This window comes from Brevibacillus reuszeri (genome assembly GCF_002897295.1).
Lineage (GTDB): Bacteria > Bacillota > Bacilli > Brevibacillales > Brevibacillaceae > Brevibacillus > Brevibacillus reuszeri_A.
The window spans coordinates 22,786-39,607 of sequence record NZ_BEXF01000033.1 but is presented as its reverse complement, the minus strand read 5'-3'; the positions used below and the strand labels follow the sequence as shown (position 1 = coordinate 39,607).

General features: G+C 52.0%; 21 protein-coding genes. 1 reads left to right on the top strand and 20 read right to left on the bottom strand.

Features of this window, described 5'->3' with window-relative positions:
* Nucleotides 1-8: 8 nt before the first annotated feature.
* From terL to dcm, 9 genes are all read right to left on the bottom strand, one after another.
* Nucleotides 9-1,580, bottom strand: a complete 1,572-nt coding sequence (terL, locus tag C3B52_RS31370) for a phage terminase large subunit (protein WP_235615916.1) — start codon at nt 1,578-1,580, stop codon at nt 9-11.
* A gap of 150 nt (nt 1,581-1,730) precedes the next feature.
* Nucleotides 1,731-2,174: a phBC6A51 family helix-turn-helix protein gene (locus tag C3B52_RS31365; RefSeq protein ID WP_103110266.1), complete on the bottom strand. Its 444-nt coding sequence runs from the start codon at nt 2,172-2,174 to the stop codon at nt 1,731-1,733.
* 529 nt (nt 2,175-2,703) lie between these two features.
* Nucleotides 2,704-2,934 carry a hypothetical protein gene (locus tag C3B52_RS31360; RefSeq protein ID WP_103110265.1) on the bottom strand — a complete coding sequence of 77 codons (231 nt, stop codon included), beginning with the start codon at nt 2,932-2,934 and terminating at the stop codon, nt 2,704-2,706.
* Nucleotides 2,935-3,416: 482 nt separating this feature from the next.
* Complete coding sequence (locus C3B52_RS36940; protein WP_164684998.1) at nt 3,417-3,593, bottom strand: hypothetical protein; 177 nt, start codon at nt 3,591-3,593, stop codon at nt 3,417-3,419.
* 189 nt (nt 3,594-3,782) lie between these two features.
* A complete protein-coding gene (locus C3B52_RS31350; protein ID WP_103110263.1) occupies nt 3,783-4,646 on the bottom strand; it encodes a hypothetical protein in 864 nt (287 codons plus the stop codon).
* Nucleotides 4,639-4,794 carry a hypothetical protein gene (locus tag C3B52_RS36935; protein ID WP_164685006.1) on the bottom strand — a complete coding sequence of 52 codons (156 nt, stop codon included), beginning with the start codon at nt 4,792-4,794 and terminating at the stop codon, nt 4,639-4,641. Before C3B52_RS36935 ends, C3B52_RS31350 begins: the two co-directional genes overlap by 8 nt.
* A 126-nt stretch (nt 4,795-4,920) precedes the next feature.
* Nucleotides 4,921-5,532 carry a hypothetical protein gene (locus C3B52_RS31345; RefSeq protein WP_103110262.1) on the bottom strand — a complete coding sequence of 204 codons (612 nt, stop codon included), beginning with the start codon at nt 5,530-5,532 and terminating at the stop codon, nt 4,921-4,923.
* Nucleotides 5,519-5,920: a sigma factor-like helix-turn-helix DNA-binding protein gene (locus tag C3B52_RS31340; protein ID WP_103110261.1), complete on the bottom strand. Its 402-nt coding sequence runs from the start codon at nt 5,918-5,920 to the stop codon at nt 5,519-5,521. The genes C3B52_RS31345 and C3B52_RS31340 overlap by 14 nt, the downstream gene beginning before the upstream one ends.
* Nucleotides 5,920-7,497: a DNA (cytosine-5-)-methyltransferase gene (gene dcm, locus C3B52_RS31335; RefSeq protein ID WP_235615915.1), complete on the bottom strand. Its 1,578-nt coding sequence runs from the start codon at nt 7,495-7,497 to the stop codon at nt 5,920-5,922. Before dcm ends, C3B52_RS31340 begins: the two co-directional genes overlap by 1 nt.
* 80 nt (nt 7,498-7,577) lie before the next feature.
* On the opposite strand from dcm, the gene C3B52_RS31330 reads away from it, so the two are divergent.
* Nucleotides 7,578-7,916 (top strand): hypothetical protein, encoded by a 339-nt coding sequence (locus C3B52_RS31330; RefSeq protein WP_103110260.1) that lies wholly within the window; start codon nt 7,578-7,580, stop codon nt 7,914-7,916.
* Between the two features lie 104 nt (nt 7,917-8,020).
* Here C3B52_RS31330 and C3B52_RS31325 read toward each other — a convergent pair whose 3' ends face one another.
* From C3B52_RS31325 to C3B52_RS31275, 11 genes are all read right to left on the bottom strand, one after another.
* The gene (locus C3B52_RS31325; protein WP_103110259.1) at nt 8,021-8,584 is read right to left on the bottom strand and encodes an adenylate kinase; all 564 of its coding nucleotides are present in this window, start codon (nt 8,582-8,584) and stop codon (nt 8,021-8,023) included.
* On the bottom strand, nt 8,584-9,909 hold the full coding sequence (locus tag C3B52_RS31320) for a hypothetical protein (RefSeq protein WP_103110258.1): 1,326 nt from the start codon (nt 9,907-9,909) through the stop codon (nt 8,584-8,586). The genes C3B52_RS31325 and C3B52_RS31320 overlap by 1 nt, the downstream gene beginning before the upstream one ends.
* Nucleotides 9,906-10,145, bottom strand: coding sequence for a 3D domain-containing protein (locus C3B52_RS36930; RefSeq protein ID WP_164685005.1), 240 nt, complete (start codon nt 10,143-10,145; stop codon nt 9,906-9,908). Before C3B52_RS36930 ends, C3B52_RS31320 begins: the two co-directional genes overlap by 4 nt.
* 233 nt (nt 10,146-10,378) lie before the next feature.
* Complete coding sequence (gene thyX, locus C3B52_RS31310; RefSeq protein WP_103110257.1) at nt 10,379-11,107, bottom strand: FAD-dependent thymidylate synthase; 729 nt, start codon at nt 11,105-11,107, stop codon at nt 10,379-10,381.
* On the bottom strand, nt 11,104-11,310 hold the full coding sequence (locus tag C3B52_RS31305) for a hypothetical protein (protein ID WP_103110256.1): 207 nt from the start codon (nt 11,308-11,310) through the stop codon (nt 11,104-11,106). Before C3B52_RS31305 ends, thyX begins: the two co-directional genes overlap by 4 nt.
* Nucleotides 11,311-11,437: 127 nt before the next feature.
* Nucleotides 11,438-11,869 (bottom strand): dUTPase, encoded by a 432-nt coding sequence (locus C3B52_RS31300; RefSeq protein WP_103110255.1) that lies wholly within the window; start codon nt 11,867-11,869, stop codon nt 11,438-11,440.
* Between the two features lie 17 nt (nt 11,870-11,886).
* Nucleotides 11,887-12,240: a hypothetical protein gene (locus tag C3B52_RS31295; RefSeq protein ID WP_103110254.1), complete on the bottom strand. Its 354-nt coding sequence runs from the start codon at nt 12,238-12,240 to the stop codon at nt 11,887-11,889.
* The gene (locus tag C3B52_RS31290) at nt 12,237-12,431 is read right to left on the bottom strand and encodes a hypothetical protein (protein WP_103110253.1); all 195 of its coding nucleotides are present in this window, start codon (nt 12,429-12,431) and stop codon (nt 12,237-12,239) included. The genes C3B52_RS31295 and C3B52_RS31290 overlap by 4 nt, the downstream gene beginning before the upstream one ends.
* A 19-nt stretch (nt 12,432-12,450) precedes the next feature.
* A complete protein-coding gene (locus C3B52_RS31285) occupies nt 12,451-13,104 on the bottom strand; it encodes a PhoH family protein (RefSeq protein ID WP_103110252.1) in 654 nt (217 codons plus the stop codon).
* A gap of 346 nt (nt 13,105-13,450) precedes the next feature.
* The gene (locus C3B52_RS31280) at nt 13,451-14,482 is read right to left on the bottom strand and encodes a ribonucleotide-diphosphate reductase subunit beta (protein WP_103110251.1); all 1,032 of its coding nucleotides are present in this window, start codon (nt 14,480-14,482) and stop codon (nt 13,451-13,453) included.
* 23 nt (nt 14,483-14,505) lie between these two features.
* The gene (locus tag C3B52_RS31275; protein WP_103110250.1) at nt 14,506-16,821 is read right to left on the bottom strand and encodes a ribonucleoside-diphosphate reductase subunit alpha; all 2,316 of its coding nucleotides are present in this window, start codon (nt 16,819-16,821) and stop codon (nt 14,506-14,508) included.
* Between the last annotated feature and the right edge of the window lies 1 nt (nt 16,822).

Here is a 16,822-nt window from a genome sequence, read left to right as displayed (position 1 = left end):
TCGATTGATTATCGTGTTCGCTTGCGTGTATTTCGGATATACCCTGCCGATGACTGCGCAACAGATAACGCCATGGACAGCGCATCGGGTCCGTCATCGTGGTTATGATTCGGGTACAATTCGAACATTTCGAGTAGTAGTCGTTGTTCGCGTTTAAAGCGTATTCGTCCCGCCTGAATGTCCGGCAGTAACGCCTCAATCCGCAGGCTTTTCCTTGTGCGCTGCTTTATCTGTTTCAGGCGCGTTTGTGACGGATAACCGCGCTTTTGTAGAGCCTCCGCTAATTTCTGCGCGAACCATTCCTGCGCCTGCTGCGCCTCAACGCCTAACCCTTCGTAGTAATATTCAAAAGTCTTATCTACTGCGGTGTTGAGTAAGACGTCTGGATGGATGCGTTGCATAAACACGTCCAGGACATAAAAAATACCGCTCGGTGATTTGCCGACGGTAACAATCGCGCTATAGTCGCCTTTCTCTTTTCCCATCGCGAAGTCAATTCCACAGTAAATTTCTAGTTGTTCGCGGTCGATGTCTGTATCAACGTAGTAAACGAAGTCTTCCGGCTTAAATACCTGCGATTCCTCGTCGATCGGGTTGCCGAGGTACTCCTGATTGAACGCCTTGGTACCGATAGCCTCGCGCTTTTCCATGAAATACTTGTACGTATAGGCTTGCGGCCACAATACTTCCGTACCGCGCAGCATTTCCGCCTCGTTCTCCGCATAGAAGGCGTCGGCCTCGTCTTTTGCTTCGTCTCTGTCCGCGTTATAAATCTCGCGCCATTGTTGCCATAAGTCCTCGCGCTCAGACCAGCGTAGAATCGCCGGGAACTTGCGCGAGATAAAGTCCTTACGCTTAGTCAGTACGTGATTCAGCAGTGAGTCATAATGAACGATAGTTCCCATGTATACGCAAATGCCGCCGAAGCCTAGCGCCTCGAGCATTTCCGTCCGGAACCAGTTAAGGTTCTTCGCGCGGAGTTCTTTCGTATTCGTGTTGTCGCCGGATTCCAAATCGTCGAGCAAAAACAAGTCTGGCCGATGTGACCCGTGACGGAGTCCGCGCATCTGCGTACCCATGCCCTTCGCTTCGACTTTCGTTCCGGTTAGCGTGATAAATTCGTACTTGTTGTCCGTCTCGTTCATCGACTTTCGCGGATGAAGTAAAACGCCGAAATCTTCGCGCAGCTTCTCGTTGAATACGAGCTGATTACGCGCCCATTGGATAAAGTCGCCGGCTACGTCCGTTGTCTCCGAAACCTCGACGATATAGTGCTTGTGCCGATATACCGCTTGGTGGCACAGATACGAGTTCGATAGATAGGCGGTCTTGGCGTGGCGTCGTCCTACCGACCATCCGACGTTCGATTCGATTCCGCCGCGCGAGATATCGTCCAGCAGCGAACATAGCGTCCGGTGAAACTCCGCCGCGTCTTCGTATTTCTGTCCGGCTGGTATCAAATTATCGGGATTGCCCGGATTTAGGTCCTCCGAGAAATATTCGTATGTGAAATAGAGCAAATCGTACTCAGCGCGATCGATACGCTTGAGCCGCTTTAACTCCGCAATCGTAGCGCGCAATGATTCTTCGTGATATGTCGTTGCTCGGCCGGCTTTGACTAGGTCGCGTAGTTTCTTGGCGCGCTCACTAACGAGCTTGATGCGCTCTTCTCGCGCAGCTTTATCAAGCCAGGCATCGTTGACAAATGCGATTGGAACGCACCTCCTTCGTTATTCTTCGCCGTCGACTTCCGCCAGCAGTACGTCCAGCTCTTCGAGTTCCTGCGTGATTTCTTTGTTCGAACGCGTTGACGTAGCGTCTTTAGATTCGACGGCGACCTGCTGCGTAATGAGACCGTGCCGCTTAAAGTAGAGATCGATACCCTTGACGCTTGGTTGCGGTCCGTTTATCGTCTTCATTAGCTGGCGGTAGACGTACGCACGCTCAGACGCTAGGAAATCATCCGCGACATAATTGACGTACTCAATAAAAGCGCGATTTTGCGTACGCCACTTAAACAGCGATTGGCGGCTGATGCCGATTTCTTCAGCGATTTCATCGAATGACTTGCGCTCGTCTTCCGCTGCGAACTCGCGCTCAACGCATAGTAGCGCGGCTTTAATTTGGCGCCCTTCTAATCGTGCTTCGAGTGCGGCTTTCTTCTTATCGGACATGGTTGCGTCCTCCTTCCGTAAAATTAGCGTGGATTTAGCGTTTGATTGCGCTAGGTGACCGTTTATACTCCGGAAACACAAAAACGCCTAAATCAACGGTCAGATTCGGCGTAGAGTATATGCTTGCGTTTGAGATTACGTTAACCCCTCGGTTATAAAATTTTGCGAGAAATGTTCGGACGTCAGGTGGCGCTCACTTTTCGTAACCACCCCCGGGGGCCTACGCTTTAGTGCTTTACAGTACGGACATGTGCACAAAACATGGGTTTTGCACATAAGTCTAAACGGAAGAATCCGCATGGTTACGCGGTTTTCATTTTTCGTATCCATTTTCACGCCGATATACACGCGATATTCATCGTTTATACACCGTTTATGCATGAAAATAACGCTGAACCCCGTGAGTTTTCGAAGGCTGTCCGTCCGGAGCGTTTCAGCGGATAATCGCAGGGTTCCGTCAACTAACGAAGCCACTCGTAAAAATTTCGCTTCTATTATATACGCTAATTTCCGCCTATATTTCGCAGGTTTACAGCGTAGATACTGTCGCAGTACATTTCCGGCTTAATTCGTACCTATATACCGCGAGTAACTCCGCATCAGCCCAGCCTTGATTTAACCGTACTGCTGCGATTAGCTTTCCGGACGTGTGTACGAGTTCTACGCCAAGCGGTACCTTTACGTATTCCCATTCGCCATTAATCCGCGACTTATACCAGTCAACGAACGCTCGGTATGTCGTATGGTCAACGATTTCCATAGCGCAATCCCCTTCCGCTATCCATACCGTAAAAGAAGGATAAAGAATAACAATACGCCAGGAAATAACGCCATGTATACGATCGTCTTTACGGTATCCCAAACGTGATCATGACGCCATATAGCGCTTCTTGCGAAAGCGAAACACGCTATAAATAACGCAATGTGAACGCCTAGCAATACGTACATTACCGTTAACATAGCGCAATCCCTCCGATTAAGGCTAACGTTAGTGTTAGCGTTATTGTTTTTGATTTGCCTACATGAGAGGCTTCTTTGAGTGGGCTTCATGCATCTAGAAGCAAAGGTCTAAAGCCTGCCGCGGCCTTCTGGCCTTGCCCCAGTCCGGCTAACACCGTCCTGGAATTATGACAATTAGACCGCGTAAATCTCTTCTCCTAAAAGAATAACGCAGACAAAGATTATATGATTCACGACGTCGCCGTTAGGCGGCGGAAGTGACGGACGTGATCTTCGTCCGACTTATAGCGCCACTACAGCGCTAGTAACTCCGTCTGGCAATCCGTCTTCAAATTCGTAATTATAGTCGTCTGCCTTTGCGTAGCTGTTAAACGTCTGATACCGGTCCTTACCTTGCGCCAACAGAACGAAAGTATCACCGTTATTGTCCGTAATCTGAATACCGTATTTTTGCGTCATATTATCGTCTCCTTTGATATTATAGATAAGAAGGAATCTATTTCGCGTAAGTGAGTAAACGGGAGATAAACGGCGAAAACTTTAGATTATTCCCGATTTCCTCCCGTTTTTGAGTGTGCAAAAAAGGTCTTGTATTTCGGCCATTTCGTGCAAAAAAGGTCGTGTATATAGGCCAATTTATGGTAATTCCTACGTAGTCTCGAACCGTTGTGCCGCGAAAAGTGTCCGCAAGGTTCCGTCCGGTTCGCCTGATTTACGATAGAACACGTACGGATTAAGCACCGTCAGCGTCTCGCGGTCGTCGTATTCTTTCGTCCATTCACCGGTAACTCCGGCCTTGCGCAATCTCTTCATGGCTGCGCGAGTCTTGTCCGCACTCATGTCGAGTACGCCCGCGATATGCTTCTCGTTGAGATAGCGCACGTCTTCTGGATTCTCCGCAAATGGATCGGAGCAGATAACGTTTGTATCCAGGTGAACGTACGGAAGCAGCTTGTACAGTATGCCGAGATCGGCCGCAGTCAATCGTACGCGCCGCAACGTAGTAAAGAACGTCTTAATTAACGCGTCCACTTCGTCGCCAGCTTTTTTGCGGAAATGATAGCGGTCGCTCAGCGTATACGTACCGTTGGTGCCTCCGAATACGATGCTGTGCGCTTCTAGCTCGTCAAGCACTACGTTAGCTGTACGCTTAGATACGTTCCATATGGCGGCAAAGTCAGCGGCCTTAAGAGGCTTCCCGTCGCGTCCATTGTGTACGAGCAGTCCCGATTTAAACGCAATGTACGGCTGCAGGAGCAGCACATAGCCGCAATACTTATTCGATAGCGACTCCGTTATCTCGCGCATATTACGCATGTCCGAGAACGAAAAATGACGTTGGTCACGTTCGGCATATTTACGCCGGCGCTCAACGTCTTTCTGTTCCATCGATTTATATTCGTAAACGCGTCCGGCTTCATCTCGCGCCATGCGTCCGCTAGTTGGCGTTAGCGTGCCGATTGGCCCTCCGTTAAGAAGCTTCGTTACCTTACGCGTTGTTGCGCTACTCATTCGCATACACCGCCTTCTGTACCGCCTCCAACTCCCGTAACGCCTGCGCAGCTCTCTTCGCCTCGCGCTGGATCGCTTTGAGTCCGCGGATGGTTTCCGTGATGTCAACGTTGATGTTTACGTTTAGTTCGCGCGTTGATTGCGCCATTTATAACGTCCCCTTTGCGTCTATAGTGTCCGGAGTTTATCCGGTGATGTCCTAATCTCTAAGTCCGAAGAAATCGCAAAATATACGGTTAGACATGAAAAAGACGCCATTTCTGGCGCCTAAATCCTAGCGATAGTACTCCGGAACAGCTCGATATCCGATTTCACGGCAGGCTACGAACGGCTCCGTCAACTCTCCGCCTGTTTCCCGCAGATTATACGATATAACCGCGCCAGGCGACGTATCTTTCTTGTACTGCTCTGCGCGTTGTTTGTTGCGTATCTTTGCGTGTTCGTCCATATAAATCAATTCGTTTTTACCGCGTGTGCGACGAATCGGCTTGCGGTAGTCCTTTCCGTCTGACGCAAGGAATACGCCGACGGGAGCGTGCTTATCGCTCGTAGTATCTTCGTCTCCATCGCTTCTAATCGGTGTTTCTCCGCGGATATTAGTACGGGCAGAGCCGCGCCTTCCTTCGCGACGTCTCGATAATTGAATCTCGCTTAATATTGGATACTCGTTATGCTCCGATTTATACGGGTCAGGGTCCGTCAATTCCTCGCGCAGTACATAATCGGTCAGGCGCTCAAGCTGCGCCCGATCCGGTATCTCTCCGTTTGCTTCGATATAGCGGTCAATTAACGCCTGCACAGCCGCCATACGCTCCGTTCTGTCTGCGATATTGGCTGCGATGAGTGCCGTTGTGTCCTCGTTGAATTTCGTCTTAAAGTCCGTCATTGTCCGTCTCCTCTTCGTCAAATTCGACCGTTACCACGCCATATTCCCACCGCTCAAACACGCCGGCAATCGCCTCTGCAGCGCGGTCAATCGCTTCGCTAACGTTTTTCTGCGCAATCCCCATAATCCCGGCCGCCTTCGCTTGCGTTATGTCCCGCCCATATACCCACGCAATCGCCTCCGTCTGGCGCTCCGTTAAGTCGGCGCTGTTAATTGCGCTGTGCAAATCGATCAATATATCGCTGGCCGCCGTGTCGCCTTTGTAGCGCCGCTCGGCTATGCGGTGGCGATCGCGTAATAACGCCTTAACGCCGGCCACGCTATCGAGACAGTATTTCACCTCGTATGCTCGCGCCTGTTTTTCCGTATCTACTTTAACTGCGCCCATTAGACCGCCTCCAGTTCGCTTGAACTCGCGCTTGCCTGTTGCGCAAGTTCAGCTGTTTGTTTTAATCGATTAACTAGCGGACGGCCAACCGCTCGGATAACGTTAACCGTGACGGCATTTCCCGCCTGTTTATAGCGCTGTGAATCCGATATGCCTGCGGCGGCAACCGTATCATGTTGTGCGTCGGTAAATCCCTGTAAACGCCAGCACTCACGCGGTGTCAGTTTGCGGATGCGGTAGCGTGGATAACGACCGATTGCGACCCCGTGCTTGTCCTGCGCGGTGAGCGTGAACGATTCCTCTCCGTCGTCTTTAAAGCGGCGTCCGTTTTGGCGTTTCTCTTCGCGATCTGGCGTTAGGACTGCGCGGACTTCTTCCATTACGTGAGTCCTACGCCCTTTTCCGATATCGCCGGGCGATGTTCCCTTCGCGTAGTTGGCGTCCACTGTGTACGCCAAGCCAGAACCGTCCGAGTATTGTTCGAGTTGAGGTTCGATTACTTGTTTAGGTTCTTTGTAGTCGTTGGCCTGGGGAGTCGGGCAATAGTCGGGATAGATCCTAAACGCGTCCTTCGGTTTGGTATCGAGAATCTGCGGCTCCGCAATCTTCTGCTCTCGTCCGCCGCCGCTGACTACCGTAATAGTTGGCGCAAGGCCGTCGACGGAATAGACGCGGTTCATCTGGTCATTACCGTAGTGTTCGGGTGAGCCGGCTATGATCGGCGAATCTACCGCAATTAATCCGCCTGGGTTCCGTCCTCCGCCGTTTTGAGCTGTCATTGTAGGCATAATCCCGTCCGTGCTGTGAACACGATACTGTTGCGTATTCTTACCTACGAAACCAACCCGCTGAATGTCCGCATCTTTCTCGGAGATCTGCGCAATCAACTTCGCCGTCTTTTCCTCGCTAAGATAATACCTCTCGTCAACTTGCGTCTCCAGAACGTCCCTTAACCGCGTAGTCACTACGCTATTCTCAGGCCAGTCGAAGTTAAACGTACGTATGCCAAGCGCTTGCGCCCTCCGTTTAGCCTTCGCAACCACATCGCTGCCGGTTACGTCCCATTCCGCATGTTCCGCGTCACGATCACACGCAACGAAGATCCGCTCGCGATTCTGCGGCACTCCGAAATGTTTCGAATTGAGGACACGGAAGTCAATCGCATAGCCGATATCGTTAAGGATTGCGCACATAGTTTCGAACGTCTTGCCGCCGTCATGCGATAACAGCCCCTTCACGTTCTCCAGCAGCATCAATCGCGGCTGTTTAGTGGAAGCAATACGCGCAATCTCGAAGAATAACGTACCGCGCGCATCCTCGAATCCCTTACGCTGACCGGCGACCGAAAACGCTTGGCACGGGAATCCGCCGACCAGTACGTCATGATCCGGAATGATGTGCGCATCAACCTTCGTAATATCTCCGTGCAGTTCTGACGCGCCGTTATAGAGCGCACGATACGCCTGGCTTGCGTATTTATCGATTTCGGACGCGAAGACACACTCTCCGCCTAATCCGTCCAATGCGGAACGAAATCCGCCAATGCCGGCAAACAATTCGATGTATTTAAACGTCACCTAACCGCCTCCATATCGTTTACTTTTCGTTTAATTTACGTATAATTAGCGATAGAACCCCGTTAAAGGAGTGATAAACGATGTCCCAACGCTTTAATATCGAAGAAATTCCGCTCGTCAACTTATTCGTCGCAACGGACAAGCAGCGCCGCCTTCGCCTGTCATCGGACATCATCGCGCTGTATGACTTACGCAATGGCAACCGCGTCACACTCGGCTACGACCACACGGCGCAAGTAATAGCGCTCCGGCTCGCTAATTCTGCGTCAGATCCGACCGCAGCCAACGTCGATAAACGCGGCTACGTATCGGCGGCGCATTTCTACCGTAAGACGCAGATACCGCAAGAAGCGCGACGCTACGTGTTCATTGCGGATCAGGACGGTTGGCTGCTGTTTGAGGCGGAGACGGCGGATTAGATCGCGCGCTCTTTTCTAGCGGAGTCCTGTCGTCATATGGCGCGCCTCTGTCCGCGTCAATCCGTCCGTAAAAGTAGCCGGCGCGATAAGCCTCGCGGTATATCTCAAGCGGAGACATTGCGCAACACCTCGTCAACCTTCGCGTACAATTCCGCCAGCGTGCCGTCGTTAACGATTTCGTAGTCGACGTCGAAACTGCGCACATGGCTTTCGGTATCATGCGTCAAATCGCGTAGATTGAACGTGTCGCCGGACTTGATGGCGCGATCGATGCGGAGGGCTTCCGGAGCTGTTACGCGGATGATGACGTAGCCTTCCGAGCGGCAGCGGACAAATTCGTTAGGCTGGCGGAGGTCGCTGATGACTGCGCGGAATTCTTTACCGTACATATAGTAGTCGCCTACGCTCCAGTCCGCGGCTTCTTCGATATTATCAAAACACTTCCGTACCCATATATCCGGATCGCGTTCGCGACAAAATTGTCCGAATGTCTGATACCCTTCGCGTGGCTTCGTTTTGGACGGACCGAATATCTTGTGATAATGGCGCTTAAGCTCGTCGCCGAAAGCGAACGGAGTGTATCCGTATTGGCGTGCCAGGTATTCGGCAACGGCGTCCTTGCCGCTGCGCATTTCGCCGGTGATTGCGATGTTAGGTAGCGCGGTCATCAAGCGCCCACCACCTCGCGGCTGTCATCGATAATATGAGCGTTAGGGATACCGACGCACTGGCTGTATCCGCCCTGGCTGCGTCTTCTTTCTTTGGTAACTACTCCGGCAACGTCCACATAATTGTGTTCTACGCGAATCACTTTGCCTGCATCGCCGATATCGTAGTAGTGGCGTACCCCATCCGCGTTATTACCGCTGATTATAACTACGTCACCCACACGCGGCTCCTCCGGATTCGGCACGTTCAAGTATTCCGCCGGCACTTCGAGACCAAGCGCACACCGAAGCGCGATCGCACGTCCGATATGAGCGTTAAATACGTCGTTTGGTGCGGCTTTGGCGATGCCTTTGCGGAATGGTTTACCGCCTCTTATCACCGAGATTAAGGCGACGACGGTGCGTTTTTTGCGGTTAACGATAAAATCGCACTTATCCGTTATAGAAGATCCGTCTTTATCCGTGAACCAGATAGTCGGACTGTATCCGGCATAGTAATTTCGGTCGAGCAACGCCTTAACGTCAGCCTTCGCACGCTCAACGATTTCGTCGCGGATTTGTTGAAGCGATTTAGCGCGCGGCATATTTGCGAAACTCGGCGGCATATCATCGGCCGACCCTTCCGCAACCTTAACGGCTGCCGCGACTTCACTAACGCTCATAGATAATTCCGCAGGGTTAGCGGATTCAATTACCGTACGCACTTGCGCCTGCAACTCGGCGACTTTCGCTTCGAGTCCGCTTACTTGCGTCTGTAGCGCGGCAATATTAGCGGCCACCTGGTCGAGCGGTGGCTGTTCGGATAGTGGGGCGGTAGGTGCGTCGGATTTGACGAATTCAACCGGTTCGAGTACGCGGTAGTCGCTATGCGGAATCGCGTTGTCCTCTCCGTTCAAATCCGTAATATCTACGCCAAAGTAATCGTGAGCCTCTACCTCAAATACCGCGCCAGGGCCGTAATTACGAGGATTGACCGAGCAATCCTCTAGCGCAATCACGCGCTCGCCTACCGCTGCCTTCCGGTCGACCATACGGAGGCGCTCGTTATCGATGCGGATAATTTCGGACGGTTCGAGGACTACGTATTCTTCATGCGCAGGGTTAAGCGTTGACCCGTCGTCCCATTTTCCGGATGTATCGATGAGATCCGAGTAATTAGCCGCTTTCGTTACGGTGTAAATTTCGCCTTTACGGTTCTCGCCGAGCATTTCCTCCGCGATAATCTTAATCCGTTCACCAACGGTCGCCTTACGCTTAACCTCGCGATATTCGCGTTCGATTCCGCCGAGGGATTCGTCTTTCAATACCGTGATATTTTCGTTCATTCCGATTCCTCCTCGATTTTTATACTCACCGTTTGCCTTCCGAATTGCTTTGCGTCGTGTAAATTCGCCATTAATACGTCAATCTTGCGCCCTTTAATCGCCGACCCAACGTCAGCAGCGACCGCGTCGATTTCCGTGCCGTCTGGCTGACGGATTGTGAACGCCGTGCCTAGCGCTATTTCGCGAGGGTTGACCGCAACGACTCGCCGCCCATCGACCGTAATGTGTTGGCGCACATCAAGGCCGGTATAGGTGACGCCGGTGCATCCGGTATCGCATAGCGCAATGTAGGCCGTAGCCGTGAAGGACCGCCACGTCTCCGGTTCTTCCGTGGCTTCGAATTGGCGCCACTCTGCGGATGAGGTCCGATGATTGCCTGTTTCACCGGAACTTTCCGTCTTTGCTTGCGCATGCTCTACGCCTGTATTAACGCCGGTAAATGCGACTGATACGGCAACTATGGCCGCGATTACTGCTCGGATGCGACCGCCTCCTCTTTCGAAAGTAATTCGCCAACAGCGACGGGGAATCGCGCCTCGATCAGCGTCAGCACCGCCTTGGCATACGCCTGAATCTCTACCTGCGCGTCGTGCTCGAGTCGTTGCGCTAGGAAATGCGCGATACTCTGCAGGCTGGCGGTCCAGTACCAGCGGACGTACATTCCGTAGGCTGGCAGGAATAGGCGCGCTTGTTCTGCGCAGATTCCCTCCCTTAACGCTTGAGCGTATAATTGGACGCCGTCCTCGATATACTCGGTTAGTATCGCGGACCACTGACCGTCATCTTTCTCGATTGGCTCTCCACTACCTTGTTTCGAATTTTCTGGCGCGCTTCTCCATTCGCCGACTTCCGGTACGTAAAACGTCAACTCCTCCGTAATATAGCGCCGGCTCGATTCGTTCCAAGCGTCGAGGCTATCGCCGGTTCCTTCCATGTGCGCCGAGCCGACGATGTACTTCCACCATTGGCGCGCGACCATTAATGGTGCATACACTTCGAATTGAGCGATTGCATGGCGGAATGGCGACGTATGGCCTTCTCGCGCGAGGAACTTGATTAAGCGGATATCGCGCTCGGTCAGCTCATGCGATTCCTTTGCGTAGGATACTCGCGCTGCATTTGCGACGGTTAAGTCCGATCCCATTACGTCGACTAGGCGGACATATCCGTTATCGAGTACGTTGATTCTGTCGGTCAATTTGCGTCCTCCTCACTTACGTATACGTTGACGGTGACGTCTGCGCAGTCGTCCGTTACATCGCGGAGCCATTGGCGGCCGTTCTCGTGCATCTCGCGCAATTTATCCGCTTGTTCTTCCGGACTGAGTGCGTCATAAATGGCGTCCAGTTCCTCGTCAAACGGAACCCGCGCAGTCATTTCGAAGATTAGTGTGCGTTTCATTTGCGTTCCTCCTTCGTTAATTTACCGTTAAGCCATTCCGCCAAGCGTACGAGTCCGATAGCGACCGCGAACTCTCGCCAGGCTTGCGCGTGTTCTTCCGCGAGTTCGGCGAATGATTTGCGCCGGCTCATTTGCCGATTAAGTCCGACACTGACGGAAGCGCTTCGAATGCTTTACGCATGTTCTCGGCCGCCTCTTCCGCCGTCACTCCGTAACCTTCTTTCGCGCTCGTTCCGTCCTGCCTGGCGTGATTCTCCGCATTCTTTTTGAGATAGATTGCGTAGACATCATCCGCAGTCAGTCCGACTTTGTCCGAAAGGCTTACGAGGAAGTGCCACATATCGATGACTTCGCCCTGCAGCGCTGTCTTATCGACCGGCTTCGGATTCTTCCACCACTTCCAGTTAACTTCGCGTCGGATCTCGTCAATTTCGGACTCCATTGCGAGCGTGATTCCGATAACCCACTCGTCAACCGTCTTATCGATGCCGCGTTCGGAAATGATGCGATCATCCAGCGCTTTTTGCATTGTGAAGATTTGCGTTAGTTTATCGTTCAATCGGCGTTCTCCTTTCGTTATTTGAGTGCGTCAAGAATCTCTTTGACGGTGTAATATTCCGGATTAACAACGTGCATTACGTAATCCGGCAGGCTTAGCAGACTCGCGGCGAATAAAATCAATGCGCCGATACCACCAATAAACCAGCCCATAAACACGTAAAATTCCATGTCTTCGTTGTACTTCTCCATTGTGAGCCGCGCCAACTTATATACGACAATCGGTATGACGACGACCACTGCCAGACTCAACAGTCCGTACGTAATCCCTTCCGCCACCATCTGACGCGTCATCACCTCGTAGACATGCGTCACGGCCACGCCTAATTGTTGCGCCAATGATTCGATGTACTCCGCAATCTTATCGTTCACTTTACGTCCTCCTTCACTTCCTCTAATTCAATCGCGGAAAATTTTCCGACTTCGACTTTCGCGTATCTGCCGCTCAGCTTCTTCGCTTCCTTGACGGCATTTTCACGTGTCTTATACGTCTTAATTTGGCCGTCTTTGTAGTAGCGATTCGGCTTACCATCGATTAGAATCACGTATTCCTTACCGTTCATATTCCGTTCTCCTTTCGTTTTACCAGCGTAATTTGTCCGCATGCTGCGCCAGCTTACCGCGGAAATTCACCGTCAACTCACAAACGGCCGCGTACGGTTCATTGCGGAAATGTTCGATGTACGGGACGAATCCGGATTTGCCTTCGTCCTTGAGATCGCACTGACCGTCGTGTCCGATAATGATGACGTGGCAGTCCGTGTGAATCCTCGTAAGCACCTTTTTAAGCTCGCCGCGCGTCATGTTTTGTGCTTCATCGATGATGACCGTTTTCCCCTTGAGATTCATGCCGCGAGCGAATACGTGCGACATCGGATAAACCCACGTATCACCGCGCTTAGATGACGATAGGTTTTCCGGATTGTATATCGCCTTTTCCGGGTCATCGCCGATCTCATACAGCGCATCAGTTAGCGGAGTAATATACGCGGCTTCCTTTTCGCGCTGCGTGCCTGGGCGGAATCCCATGCGCCCTTCTTCGACCGGACTAAATACGTAGACTAGCGGCTTGCCGAGTAACTTCGCAACGGCGACAGCGAGCGTAGTCTTTCCGGTACCTGACGGCGCGTTAACAATCGTGAGCTGGCGGTCGAATATCGAGTTGACATAGGCGCGCTGCTCGTCCGTTAGCTTGGCGTCGAATCCGAAGAATAGCGAATCTTTCGGTAGTGGCATAGCGTGGCCTCCTTCGTTATTTGATGTGTTCGTCTACCGCACTATCAGCGAATGACAATGCGGCAAGGATTAGCGCGCAACCTATTGTGAATCCGTCCAGTTCGATGAGGTTAGTTGCGTGTAGTATGAAAAGAACTGCCCAATAGGCCGCGAATAACCAAAGTAGCACTTTCAACCGATCACCTCCACATCAATTGTCTTACACTACATACGTTCCCTCTCAGGCGCTTTCCGCACAGTTTGCGGTAATTATTTTTGCGCCTTACATATACTTCAATGCCGCTCAAGTCCAATCCGCACACCTAAACGCAAAAAAAGGAGACGGAAAATTCTCCGCCTCCCTCGTTTATAAATCGTCGAATCCGTTATCGCCGCCCACCTTGCCGTAGTTGCGCGACTTCCCTTCGAAAAAGTCCGTCTTCGTCGCGTTAAGCGCATCGTCCGAGAACGGTTTAATCCACGGCATGCAGTTAACGTCGACGCCTTCGTATAGTTTTGGCAATCCCATCATGCGCAGGCGCCTATTCGCGATATAACGGATGTAATCGGACAGCTCTCTGAGATCAATACCGCGGACGTTAGCGAGTGTATAGCGCGCCCAATTCGTCTCGAGTTCGACGGCGCGGTCGACGGTTGCGGTGACATACTCGCGATTGGCCGGCGTATCGAGTTCCGGAAAGTCGACGAGTAGCTGCTTGAATACTTCCGCGAAGAAATAGCAATGTTGGTTCTCATCGCGCTGGATATAACTGATCATTTGAGACGTTCCCATCATCTTCTGATCGCGCGCCAAGTTATAGAAGAACGCGAACGTACTGTAGAAGAAAATCCCTTCGAGAATGAGATCCGCAACCAACGCTTCGAAAAACGTCTGCGGCGACGGCTCATCGCGGAACTTCTGGTAAATGTCGCTGATAAACGTGTTCCTTTCGAGCAACACGGCGTCATGCTTCCAATATTCGAAAATCTCGCGCTGTTCTTTATCGCTTACTATCGACGACAATACGTACGAATACGATTGGTTGTGTACGACCTCCTGTTGACCGATAATGGCCGCGATTGCTTCGAGCGAGCTATCGGTGAAATATCGCTTGACGTCGCCGACGAACATCGTTTGCATCGAGTCCAGGACCGCTAGCAATCCGATATTAATCTTAAACGTGCGCTGTTCCTCCGGATCGATGAGCGCAAACTGCTGCGCATCCTTCGCCATCGGAATTTCGTCCGCAATCCAGTGATTAAGTAGTAGAACCTTGTAGAGCTTATACATATGCGGCATGCGAATGTCGTTCCAGTTGAGAATGCCGGAACACTCTCCGTCAATAATCCGCGTAGATTTATTCGGTGCGTTCGTGTTGAATATTGCTTGTTGGCGCAAAATATCGCCCTCCTATTCGTTATTTAGCTGACGCAACTCTCACATTCTTCAATCGTTAGTGCGCGGCTCCGGATGTAGTACGTACTCTTAATTCCGGACCTCCACGCGTCTAAATGAAGCGCAAGGAATGCGCTCGCCTTAATGTCCGGTGTCACGTAAAGGTTGAATGACTGCGCTTGGTCAACGTGTTTCTGCCGTACGGCGGCCGCCTTAATCGACCAGTGTTGATCGATAGTAAACGCGGTTTTGTAGTACCACATCGTAGCTGGCGAGAGATCCGGCGCAGGATTAGCGATCTTATACGTTGTCTTTTCCTCGTACGACAGCAGCTCGTAAATTGGGTCGATGCTGGCGGTCGAGCCTGCGATAATGGACGTTGACCCGTTAGGTGCGATCGCGAGCAGATACCCGTTGCGAATACCGTGCTGGACGACCTGCAGCGTCAATTGCGCCCACTTATCGGACTCTTTGACGGACTCGGCGTTCTCATCGATATAGCCGCGTTTAACGAAATACTCTCCGCTATGCCATTCGCTACCCTCGAACGCTGGGTATGCGCCCTTCTCTTTCGCCAGGTCAGCGCTTGCCTTAATCGTTAGATACGCGATGTCTTCGTACAGGCGGTCGTTATATGCGACGGCTTCGTCCGACTCCCAGCGGATACCTTCAAGCGCGAGTAGATGGTGGAGTCCGAACGTACCGAGTCCGACTGCGCGGTACTGTTGATTCGTATGTTGCGCCTGCAGGATTTCGATATTGTTGATATCGATAACGTTATCGAGCATGCGGACTTGAATCGGAATTAAGCGATCGAGTACGCTGGCCGGAACAGCTCGTGCGAGGCTAATCGACGACAGATTGCATACGACGAAGTCGCCTGGGACTTTCGTGATTACGATTCGCGTCTGGCCGTCCCTCATAACGAGTTCTTCCGACTCGGTTACGGTCGGTGATTGGTTCTGCATGATTTCCGTACACAAGTTCGAAGAGTAGATCATGCCGCGATGACTGTTCGGATTGGCGCGGTTAACCGTATCCCGATAAAACATGTACGGAGTCCCGGTCTCAAGCTGCGACTTCATGATCCGTTTCATGATATCGATTGCCGGTACGGTAATACGCGGTAACAACGGATGAGCCAACGCTTCGGCGTACTTCTCGCGGAATGAGCCGGCGCCGACTTCCTCATCGTAGAAGTCCTCGAGGCCCCATCCGAATATTTTTCGGACCTCATGCGGACAGAATAACGCCCATTCTCCGCGTTGCTTCACCGTTTCCATGAAGAGATCCGGAATGCAGACGCCGTGGAAGATATCATGCGCGCGCATCCGTTCGTCTCCGTTGTTCAGCTTGAGGTCGAGGAACGCGAGAATGTCCTTATGGAATACGTCGAGATAGACGGCGATTGCGCCTTTACGTGTACCGAGCTGATCAACGCTGACGGCCGTATTGTTAAGCTGGCGAATCCACGGAATGACGCCGCTAGACGTATTCTTATGGCCGCGAATGTCCGATCCTCTTGCGCGCACCTTGCCGAGATAAACGCCGATGCCGCCGCCCATTTTACTAAGTCGCGCCACGTCCGTATTAGAATCGAATATGCCTTCGAGCGAATCGTCGACCGTATCGATAAAGCACGACGATAACTGGCCGCCCGTTGCTTTGCCCGCGTTAGATAGCGTAGGCGTTGCGACCGTCATGTACAGGTTCGACATCGCCCAATACGCTTCCTTAACGAGATCCAGGCGCTTGTCTTCCGGTTCGTTCTGCATAAGGAACATCGCGATAACCATATAGCGTTCTTGCGGCAGCTCCATAATGCGCCCGTCAAAGTCTGTCGCCAGATAGCGCTCCTGCAGCGTCAGAAGTCCGATATAATCGAAAAGTAGATCGCGCTCATGGTCGATCTCTTCGCCCAACTCTTCGATATCCTGACGCGAATATACTTCCGTCAATTCCTTACGATAGACGCCGCGATTAACGAGGTCTTCTACTAGCGGATAGAATGCGCCGTACGGACCGTGACTGTACGATTTGTAGCGCCGATTAACTGCGGCCTTCTTATATAGCGTAGTCAGCAGCGCACGAGCCGCCGCGAATTTCCATTCCGGAGTTTCCTTCGTTACGAGTTCGAGCGCAGACATAGCGAACGCATTCGTAATCTCTTCGCCCGATACGGATTCGGCGCGGAGCTTTGCGTTGACACCGCGTATGAGCTGCGTCTTATCTACGCCGTTTAAGCCGGAGAGAATCCGGTCGGCGAACATAGATAAGCGGTCAGGATCGAACGTGAGTCGGCGGTTATTTGGCTTCGTTACATATTGCGGTGTGTGCGTGATA

Coding starts and splice junctions, on each gene's coding strand:
- C3B52_RS31340 (WP_103110261.1), bottom strand. CDS start 5,920: ATGGGCGCAGTTAAAGTAGATACGGAAAAACAGGCGCGAGCATACGAG.
- C3B52_RS31345 (WP_103110262.1), bottom strand. CDS start 5,532: ATGACGGACTTTAAGACGAAATTCAACGAGGACACAACGGCACTCATC.
- C3B52_RS31290 (WP_103110253.1), bottom strand. CDS start 12,431: ATGAACGGTAAGGAATACGTGATTCTAATCGATGGTAAGCCGAATCGC.
- C3B52_RS31350 (WP_103110263.1), bottom strand. CDS start 4,646: ATGAGTAGCGCAACAACGCGTAAGGTAACGAAGCTTCTTAACGGAGGG.
- C3B52_RS31320 (WP_103110258.1), bottom strand. CDS start 9,909: ATGAACGAAAATATCACGGTATTGAAAGACGAATCCCTCGGCGGAATC.
- C3B52_RS31325 (WP_103110259.1), bottom strand. CDS start 8,584: ATGACCGCGCTACCTAACATCGCAATCACCGGCGAAATGCGCAGCGGC.
- C3B52_RS31360 (WP_103110265.1), bottom strand. CDS start 2,934: ATGGAAATCGTTGACCATACGACATACCGAGCGTTCGTTGACTGGTAT.
- C3B52_RS31365 (WP_103110266.1), bottom strand. CDS start 2,174: ATGTCCGATAAGAAGAAAGCCGCACTCGAAGCACGATTAGAAGGGCGC.
- C3B52_RS31330 (WP_103110260.1), top strand. CDS start 7,578: ATGTCCCAACGCTTTAATATCGAAGAAATTCCGCTCGTCAACTTATTC.
- C3B52_RS36940 (WP_164684998.1), bottom strand. CDS start 3,593: ATGACGCAAAAATACGGTATTCAGATTACGGACAATAACGGTGATACT.
- C3B52_RS31285 (WP_103110252.1), bottom strand. CDS start 13,104: ATGCCACTACCGAAAGATTCGCTATTCTTCGGATTCGACGCCAAGCTA.
- C3B52_RS31305 (WP_103110256.1), bottom strand. CDS start 11,310: ATGAAACGCACACTAATCTTCGAAATGACTGCGCGGGTTCCGTTTGAC.
- C3B52_RS36935 (WP_164685006.1), bottom strand. CDS start 4,794: ATGGCGCAATCAACGCGCGAACTAAACGTAAACATCAACGTTGACATC.